The sequence below is a fragment of the Nocardia vermiculata NBRC 100427 genome (genome assembly GCF_001613265.1).
Classification (GTDB): domain Bacteria; phylum Actinomycetota; class Actinomycetes; order Mycobacteriales; family Mycobacteriaceae; genus Nocardia; species Nocardia vermiculata.
This window is the reverse complement of sequence record NZ_BDCA01000057.1, coordinates 1-8664: the sequence shown is the minus strand read 5'-3', so window position 1 is coordinate 8664 and position 8664 is coordinate 1. Positions and strand designations below refer to the sequence as shown.

The window sequence follows — 8664 nt, the reverse complement described above, 5'->3', positions numbered from 1 at the left end:
GAACCCGTGACCGCCATCTCGGTCACCTCGAGGAGCTCCAACCGCGAAGGTGATCGCACCATCGAGTCCGACCCCACAAGCCCCCTCCTACATCCCCTCCAATTCCCGAACATATTTCGCACGGGACGTGAGACGTTCGAAGGACCTGATCGATGACAACTGACACCGGCAATCCCGGATCCAACCCCTCACCACCGGCGACTCCGATCAAACGGGTCGCAACGGCCAGCTTGATCGGTAGTGCCCTTGAGTGGTACGACTTCTTCTTGTACGGCACCGCCGCCGCACTGGTTTTCGGCCCGTTGTTCTTCACCGGCGATGATTCGTTGACCGGTACGCTGGCGGCTTTCGGCACCTTCGCCATCGGTTTCGTCGCCCGCCCCATCGGTGGTGTTGTCTTCGGTCACTTCGGTGACCGACTCGGCCGTAAGTCGATGCTGGTGATCACCTTGATGATGATGGGCGTATGTACCGCCCTGATCGGTCTGCTTCCCACCTATCAGCAAATCGGATTCTGGGCCCCGGTCCTGCTGGTTGTGCTTCGCATCATCCAGGGCATCGCAGTCGGCGGTGAATGGGGCGGTGCTGTGCTGCTGATCAGTGAGAATGCTCAACCCCATCGCCGAGGCTTCTTCTCCGCTTTCAGCCAGGTCGGCGTCACCATCGGTTTCATCTTGTCATCGTCGGTCTTCGCCCTGGTCACTCTCCTTCCGGACGAGCAGTTTCTGACATGGGGTTGGCGCATCCCCTTCCTGTTGGGTCTGGTTCTCATGCTCGCCGGTTTGATCATCCGCATGAAGATCACCGAAACCCCTGTCTTCCAAGAGCTGCAGACCGAAGGCAAGGTCGAGCGTTACCCCGCACTCGAGGCGATTCGCACGCAACGGCGCTCCATCCTGCTCACGGTCGGTGCGCGGATGGCCGAGAACGGCGGCTCCTACATCTTTCTGGTCTTCTCCCTGGCGTACGGCAGTCATCTGGGTATCAGCAGTGATGTCATCCTGCCGGCCATCATTGCTGCCAACGTCGTGCAGACCTTCACCATGGTCGGCTTCGGCAGACTGTCCGACCGTGTAGGTCGCCGACCGGTCTATCTCTTCGGTGCGATCGGCGTCGTCGTGTGGGCAGTGCCGTTCTTCCTGCTGATGAACACGGGAACACCGGCAATGATCTGGATTGCCATCATCGTCGCCGTGGGTCTGTGCCACAGCGCCATGCTCGGCACCCAACCGAGTTTCTTCAGCGAGTTGTTCACCGGCAAGGTCCGCTACAGCGGTCTGTCGATCGGTCATGAAGTCGCGGCGATCTTCGCCGGCGGCATTGCCCCACTCATCGCTACGGCCCTGCTCGCCTGGGCCGGGCACTTCTGGCCGATCGCCATCTACCTGGCGATTCTCGGTCTGATCAGCACCATCGCGGTCTACTGCGCTCCCGAGACCGCAAGCCGGTTCCAGACTTCGACGCCGGGCTCGGGTCGCGATCACAACTCAGCGAACACAGGACGCATCGGAGAGTCGGTATGAGCGCCGCCAACACTGCTGTCCTTATCGGCGCTGCAGAAGAGCCCTACACTCGGCATCCCGCCGGCGCTACGACTACACAATCGATGCTTGCTGCCGCCATCCGCAGTGCTGTCGCCGACGCGGGTTTGACGATTGCGGATATCGATGGCCTGGCGGTATCGAGCTTCACCCTCAAACCCGACCATGCTGTCGATCTGGCCGTGAAGTGTGGTTTGAGTCTGCGCTGGATCATGGAAGACACCAACGGCGGCGCCAGCGGGGTCAACATGCTCCAACACGCGGTACGCGCAGTCGAAGCCGGCGACGCCAACACAATTGTCATCGCCGCTGGTGACCGTATGACTCATGACGACTTCCGGATCCTGGTCTCCGAATACAACGGCATTACTCGAGACCACGTCACACCTGCCGGTATGTCGGGTCCCAACGCAATGTTCGCTCTGCTGACCCAGCGCCACATGAAAAAGTACGAACTGGCGGAAACCGACTACGGCGCCATCGCTGTGGCCCAGCGGCAATGGGCATCGCTGAATCCCCGTGCGGTCTACCGCACGCCCATGACACTCGACGATTACCTTGCCGCCCCGATGGTGGCCGCACCGCTGCGGCGTTTCGACTGCGTTCCCCCCGTCAGCGGTGCTGATGCTGTCGTCGTCACCCGAGCGGACCTGGCTGCCGACCGACATACTGTCCGAGTTCGCGCCATCGGCGGGAGTATCAACTGGGACAACCACACCGGTGACGGATTACAGACAGGATTGACAGATATCGCACCCGGTCTGTGGGAGCGCAGCGGCGTGGACCCGACCGATATCGACCTCGTCAACGTCTACGACGACTACCCCGTGATGGTGCTCATCCAACTCGCCGACCTCGGGCTCGTGCCTGATGACGACTTCGGCAAAGCGGTGCATCGCATGCTCCACCACCGATGGCCCGTCAACACTTCGGGCGGGCAATTGTCCGCAGGCCAGGCAGGGTCGGCAGGGGGACTGCACGGGCTCGTTGAAGCGACTACGCAGTTGCTCGGGCACGCCGGGAAGCGGCAAGTCGAAGCACGCCTGGCGGCAGTGACCGGATACGGCATGGTCACCTACCGCTATGGTGCGTGCGCCAACATGACGATTCTGGAGGCGATGTGACTACCGGAATCCAGATGCAGCGCTGCACCCGATGCGCCACCGTCGCCTTTCCGTTCCGGCTCCTGTGCCCTCACTGCCATGGTCACGAATTCGAGAACGTCATGGCACGGCAGGGCACCGTCGAAGAGTGGACCGCCCAACACACCGAACCACCTACTCGCTTCGCCTCCGTCCGCTGCGACCTCGGCCCCATCGTCGTCGCGGCCGTCCACGGTCCGCCCATCACACCGGGAACGACGATCGAGCTGACCTCGATACCTCCGACAGCGCCGGACAACCCGATCGGGTACGTACCGACACCCCACGCCCAGGAGAAACGATGACAGTGGAACTAGCTGCACGCGAACGTCCGTCCGCGCCCTTGCGTGGACTGCCCATCACCGAATGCACGTTGCCGGCGTTGTTGAACCGACAGGCCGACGCCTTCGGGAGCAAGACATTGCTCGAGATCGACGGCTCGTCCTACACCTACATCCAGGTTCGTGATCGCGCTGCCATGACGGCCGCGGTGTTCGAACAGGCTGGAATCCGGTCCGGAGACCGAGTCGCGACACTGACGGGCAATCGACTCGAACTGCTGGAAACCATCCTGGGAGCTACCTGGATGGGGGCGGTGGCGGTGCCCTTGAACGCAGAACTGCGAGGAGAGCAACTTCTCCATGCGCTGGCCAACTCCGGCGCCCGCATTCTGGTCATCGAACCCGCTCTGCTCAAACGGCTCCAGGAGATCACCCTCCCCTCCACATTGGAGCGGGTGTGGTCCTTGGGCAGCCCTTCCGCCGAGCCGGTTTCTGCGCTACGTGTCGAGCGATTCCCCGCACTCTCGGGTGCGAGACCGGCCGCGCCTGTTGCTCCGGGAGACACCGCAGCACTGCTCTATACCTCGGGCACCACCGGTGTGTCCAAGGGAGTGTGTTGCCCTCATGCCCAGTTCTACTGGTGGGGCGTCAATGTCAGTGAGCAGCTCGGTATCACCGAGAAGGATGTCCTTTACACCTGTCTGCCGTTGTTCCACACCAATGCCCTCAATACGTTCGTCCAGGCTCTGGTCTCGGGTGCCACTTTCGTTGTCGGCAGGAGATTTTCCGCCAGTCGATTCTGGCAAGAGGTCACCGAATCGGGTGCTACGGTCACCTATCTGCTCGGTGCGATGATCAACATCTTGTGGTCCCGTGAGCCAGGTCCCTTCGACCGTGCCCACCGGGTGCGTATCGCGTTGTCACCGGCCACACCGGCCACCTTGTTCGAACCTTTCCGGCAGCGTTTCGGGTTCGATCTCAGCGACGGGTTCGGATCCACGGAAACGAACGCGGCGATCAACTCGGCGCCAGAAGCGCCTCGGGCCGGTTATCTGGGGCGCGTGCAACCCGACTTCGACGCGATTGTCGTCGACGAATACGACGTGGAAGTTCCGGACGGTACTCCGGGCGAACTGCTGTTGCGATCCCGTGTGCCGTTCGGCTTCGCCACCGGCTACTTCACCATGCCGGACAAGACCGTCGAAGCCTGGCAGAACTTGTGGTTCCATACCGGTGATCGGGTGGTCCGGGAGCCGGACGGATGGTTCAGATTCGTCGATCGTCTCAAGGACGTGATCCGGCGTCGCGGCGAGAACATCTCCTCGTTCGAGGTCGAGCAGGTTCTTTGTCTGCATCCCGGCGTGGAAACCGCCGCGGCGTTTCCGGTGGCATCGGACATGGCCGAGGACGAGGTCATGGTCTCAGTCGTGCCCAAGGAGGGCTACGAACTGCACCCAGCAGACATCGTGGCCCATTGCAGCGACAGGCTGGCCAAGTTCGCTGTGCCCCGCTTCGTCGACATCGTTGCCGAACTGCCCAGGACCGCCAACGGCAAGATACGCAAAGCGGAACTCCGCGAGCGCGGCAGGACCGACACCACATGGGATCGCGAACACATTCACGATCGGTAACACCACTTTCCGTGACGGCAGGGCTGCCGGAGTCTTCGGCTGCCCTGCCGATATTGCGGCCTATCTACGTGGCCACCGATCCGGTGGTGACAGAAAAGACAGTGCACAATGAAGACCCCAGCATCGATCGGGGCGCATCCGTGGCGTCAGTGGCCTCATCGACGTCGTACGCTCCAAGAAATCATTTGTCACGCTGCTGAACACCAGGCGGATGAACCGGTACTGACCGTCGCCGATCGCTCCTATACCGGACGTGACCTCGCCGATGTCGCTGCCCGCTGTGCGCAGTTCTTGCAGCGTCACGGTGTCACACCCGGGGACCGGGTGGTCGTTGCCACCGCCAATCGCCGAGAAATGATCGAACTGTTCCTCGGGTGTGCGTGGAGTGCAGCAGTATTCACTCCTCTCAACCCTGCACTGCGGGGGGAGATGCTGCGCCACCAACTCCGCGCAGCACGCCCTACTGTGGTGGTGTTCGATCGTGTCACCGAGACCAATCTCGCCGAGGCGAGCGATGTATTCGATCACCCGGATCCGGTGTTGGTCCGGATCTCGACAGAGCCGCTGGACGGATATGCCGACGATGAAGTGGATCGACACCACGCTTCGGTAGCGAATGCAGTCGAGTTCCAGCTCGGGGAGACCGGCGCCGAAGCAGTTACGGTAGTGCCGGAGACGACGGCGGCCATCTTGTTCACCTCGGGTACCACGGGACCATCAAAGGGTGTCATCATGCCCCATGGGCAGTTCTTTTGGTGGTCGGTGATCTGCACCGAGCAGTTGCAGTTGACGTCGGCCGACACCTTGTACACCTGCTTGCCGCTATTTCACACCAATGCGTTGACCACGCTGTTGCAGGCGCTGGGCGCCCAGGCACGCGCGGTCATCGGTCCGAAGTTCTCGGTGTCGGCGTTCTGGGACCGCCTGCGTCAGTCCGAGGCCACGGTCACTTTCCTTCTCGGGGCGATGAGCAGCATGCTGTGGAACCGCAAACCCGAGGTGTTCGACAAGGAGAACTCCGCACTGCGTGTGATCCTCGGACCGGGCATCGAACCTGCCATCAAACGCGACTTCGAAGACCACTTCGGAGTCGAAGTGGCCGAGGGCTTCGGCATGACCGAAATCGGAGTGGCGTTCTATACCCCGTTGGGCCAGCACACCGAAGGGTTGCTGGGATTTCCCCATCCGGACTACGAGGTCGCTGTCGTCGATGCCGCGGATTGCCCGCTGCCGGACGGGCACGTCGGTGAGCTCGTCATTCGCCCCCGGCAACCTGCTCTGATCTCGGCGGGGTATTTCAACGCCCCCGAGGCCACGACTTCCTCACGTCGCAATCTGTGGTTTCACACCGGTGATCTGGTGAGGAAACAGTCGGATGGTATGTACCGATACGTCGACCGGCTGAAAGACTCGATACGTCGCCGCGGCGAGAACATCTCCAGCTACGAAGTCGAAGCTGCCTTCCTCGAGCATCCGGAGGTGGCTGCAGCAGCAGCGATCGCAGTACCGAGTGATCTCGGTGAGGACGAAGTGATGGTCTGCTTGCAGATGACCGACGGTAGTACCACCGAGATCGAAAAATTGATGGCATTCGCGGAACCTCATCTGCCGGCCTTTGCGCTGCCCCGCTATGTGCGTATAGTCGCCGCCTTACCGCTGACTGCCAACGGCAAGGTGTCCAAGGCAGTTCTTCGGAACGAGGGTGTCACCGACGACACGTGGGAAAAGCTGTAGCCGTACCACGGGTTCAGCTCCGAGACGAGTTGCGTTCAGTCACTCTGAAGCAGGCGAGGTTCTCGTCCTGGACAGATGCAGTGCCCCGCCAAGGATGAGCTTGGCGGGGCACTGCATCTGTCTAGGGTCCGGTGTCGTTGTCCTCGTCTATCGGCCGGAGTGTGCGGCGCACGGGTTCCGTTACGTCCTTTGCTGCTCGACGGAAGCGAAGGAACGAAGAGATTCAGTGCCCGCCGCTGACCGTCAGGACATGTCCTGTGATCGCGCCTGCATTCTCGGACGCGAGGAACGCCACCGCCGCGGCGACCTCGGCCGCTGTCACCAACCGGCGAAGCGGAGTGTGTTCGACGAGCTCGGCGACGACATGCGGGGCAATCGTGGCGCCTTTCTCGGCGGTCAGGCCGGGAGCTACGAGATTGACCGTGACTCCTGCCGGCCCCAGCTCCCACGCCAGCGCGCGTGAGGCCGCAGTCATCCCGCCCTTGGCGGCGATGTACGAGACATCGGACTGCATCGAACCGTCGACCAGATCGGTGGAGACGGTGATTATTCGTCCCCAGTGGTGGTGGGCCATTGCCTGTGCGCAATGCCGAGTGATCGCTAAGGTGCCCTCGAGATTCGTGCGCACAAGCGACGCCCAGTCCATTGTGGTCTGGTAGAAAGGCTCCGCCTGCTCGACATTGTCTGGCCAGGCCACCGCATTGTTCACCAGCACACCCAGAGGGCCGAGTTGGGCGTGCATCCTTGCGATCGTCGGAATCACCGAGTCCGGATCGTCCAGCACCGCTGGGACGGCCCTTGCGGCTCCGCCCTCGGTGTTGATCTCATCTACGACTTCCTGTGCCCGTGTGCTGTCACCTCGATAGCCGACTCCGACGGCGAACCCGGATCGGGCCAGAGCAAGGCAGATATGTCGTCCGATGGCGCCGGCGCCGCCGGTGACCAAAGCGCTACGGTGTTGTTCCGGTGCGGAGGCCGTCACGAAATCGGCTTCCCCTCGCTGGTTGACCATTTCGCCATCAACTCGTTCGACGGCAAAGTCTTGTCGACCAGCTTGCGTGCTTGTTCGATTCCTGCCACAGGAAGTCCGGTCGGTTCCAGCAAGCCGATCTGCACCAACACACCGGCCTGATCCCAGTAGATATGTTCGTTGCAAAGCTTGTCGCCTTCGATGGTGACGATGGCCACGAGGGGGATCTCCACATACTTGCCGGTGGGCGGGATACCGGGAAGAAGCCAATCCATCTCTCGATCATGTGTGAAGCACAGCAGCTGTTCTTCGACAATCCGGTTGGCACCGACGGTACGAGACAGGGTGATGGACTTCAGGTCGGAGGGATTGGTAGGGACGAAGTGGTAGGCATAGAACCGGGACAGATCCTTCTGTCCCACTCCGCCAGTAAGTGTCGGGATGTGGTTGACGTACGGTTCATCGATCATCGTCGCCATGGTCGCGGGCACATCGCGGGTGACGAATTCGTGGTAGACGTGATTGTCCCAGATCGCGTTGAGATCGTATCGGGGGCCGATCGTGTTGCGTAGCACTGCCAGTGTTCGAGCGTAAGCGAGGTCGGCTGCAACCGGATCGAATACGTCTCGTCCGGTCGTGCCGAACGCGTGGTCTACACCGTCGTAGTCGTAGATCTGCACAAGATCGTTGTCGGTAAACGCTGCACGGATAGCGGTTCGCGCCGGCTCGGGGCAGAATGCGTCCAGCTCGGCCAGGTGGAATGCGGTCGGCACCTGCAGGTTCTTTGCCTCGTCGAGGTGCTCATGTACGCCGACACCGTAATAACTTACCGCGCAGTCGATGTCGAGACGTACCGCCGATAGATAGGACAGCAACCCGCCCATGCAGTATCCAACGATGCCAACCCCCCCGGCCTGATTGTCGAACGCACGCAGGGTGCGAACGGTATCGGCGATGTCGTCGATCGCGGTGTCGTTGTCGAGCGCATCTCGAAGTTGCAGTCCGCGGGCAACGCCGTCGTCGTCGTAACCCAGTTCCACGCGCTGTTCGGATCGCCAGAACAGGTCCGGCACGAGCACGACATAGCCTTCTCGGGCGTACAGCTCGGCAGTTTCGCGCATGTAGTCGTTGACGCCGAAGATCTCCTGTAACAAGACCAGGCCGGGGCCGGATCCCTGCTCGGGTTCGGCGAGGTAGGCGGCGAATGTCTCGCCAGAGGCCTTAACGATATCGATGTACTTACCCATGGAAGTTCCAGATCCTTCTTCGAGGCCGTTGTCTGCGGTGCTCGGGGCACTGCATCCACGGTGGTGATGTACTTACTGCTGCACCGTCGTCGTCGGTTCGAGGGCGTCTTCTACGGTT

General features: G+C 61.6%; 7 protein-coding genes. 5 read left to right on the top strand and 2 right to left on the bottom strand.

Going from position 1 to position 8664, the window contains the following annotated elements:
• The first annotated feature begins 152 nt into the window (after positions 1–152).
• The 5 genes from NV2_RS30285 (at position 153) to NV2_RS30265 (ending at position 6329) form a co-directional block, all read left to right on the top strand.
• Positions 153–1523 carry an MFS transporter gene (locus NV2_RS30285; protein ID WP_157103168.1) on the top strand — a complete coding sequence of 457 codons (1371 nt, stop codon included), beginning with the start codon at positions 153–155 and terminating at the stop codon, positions 1521–1523.
• Positions 1520–2665 carry a thiolase family protein gene (locus NV2_RS30280; RefSeq protein ID WP_052040231.1) on the top strand — a complete coding sequence of 382 codons (1146 nt, stop codon included), beginning with the start codon at positions 1520–1522 and terminating at the stop codon, positions 2663–2665. Before NV2_RS30285 ends, NV2_RS30280 begins: the two co-directional genes overlap by 4 nt.
• Entirely contained in the window at positions 2662–2988 is a 327-nt protein-coding gene (locus NV2_RS30275; protein ID WP_033098826.1) for a Zn-ribbon domain-containing OB-fold protein, read from the top strand. The genes NV2_RS30280 and NV2_RS30275 overlap by 4 nt, the downstream gene beginning before the upstream one ends.
• Positions 2985–4595, top strand: a complete 1611-nt coding sequence (locus NV2_RS30270; RefSeq protein ID WP_067882327.1) for an ATP-dependent acyl-CoA ligase — start codon at positions 2985–2987, stop codon at positions 4593–4595. Before NV2_RS30275 ends, NV2_RS30270 begins: the two co-directional genes overlap by 4 nt.
• A 108-nt stretch (positions 4596–4703) precedes the next feature.
• Entirely contained in the window at positions 4704–6329 is a 1626-nt protein-coding gene (locus NV2_RS30265; RefSeq protein WP_067882324.1) for an AMP-binding protein, read from the top strand.
• A gap of 223 nt (positions 6330–6552) precedes the next feature.
• On the opposite strand, the gene NV2_RS30260 is transcribed toward NV2_RS30265, so the two are convergent.
• Positions 6553–7341, bottom strand: a complete 789-nt coding sequence (locus tag NV2_RS30260; protein WP_067882321.1) for an SDR family NAD(P)-dependent oxidoreductase — start codon at positions 7339–7341, stop codon at positions 6553–6555.
• A complete protein-coding gene (locus tag NV2_RS30255) occupies positions 7308–8546 on the bottom strand; it encodes a dienelactone hydrolase family protein (protein ID WP_064061987.1) in 1239 nt (412 codons plus the stop codon). Before NV2_RS30255 ends, NV2_RS30260 begins: the two co-directional genes overlap by 34 nt.
• Positions 8547–8664 lie beyond the last annotated feature (118 nt).

Bases quoted from the DNA above. Each gene is read 5' to 3' on its own strand.
- NV2_RS30285 (WP_157103168.1), top strand. From the start codon at position 153: ATGACAACTGACACCGGCAATCCCGGATCCAACCCCTCACCACCGGCG.
- NV2_RS30280 (WP_052040231.1), top strand. From the start codon at position 1,520: ATGAGCGCCGCCAACACTGCTGTCCTTATCGGCGCTGCAGAAGAGCCC.
- NV2_RS30270 (WP_067882327.1), top strand. From the start codon at position 2,985: ATGACAGTGGAACTAGCTGCACGCGAACGTCCGTCCGCGCCCTTGCGT.
- NV2_RS30265 (WP_067882324.1), top strand. From the start codon at position 4,704: ATGAAGACCCCAGCATCGATCGGGGCGCATCCGTGGCGTCAGTGGCCT.
- NV2_RS30260 (WP_067882321.1), bottom strand. From the start codon at position 7,341: ATGGTCAACCAGCGAGGGGAAGCCGATTTCGTGACGGCCTCCGCACCG.
- NV2_RS30255 (WP_064061987.1), bottom strand. From the start codon at position 8,546: ATGGGTAAGTACATCGATATCGTTAAGGCCTCTGGCGAGACATTCGCC.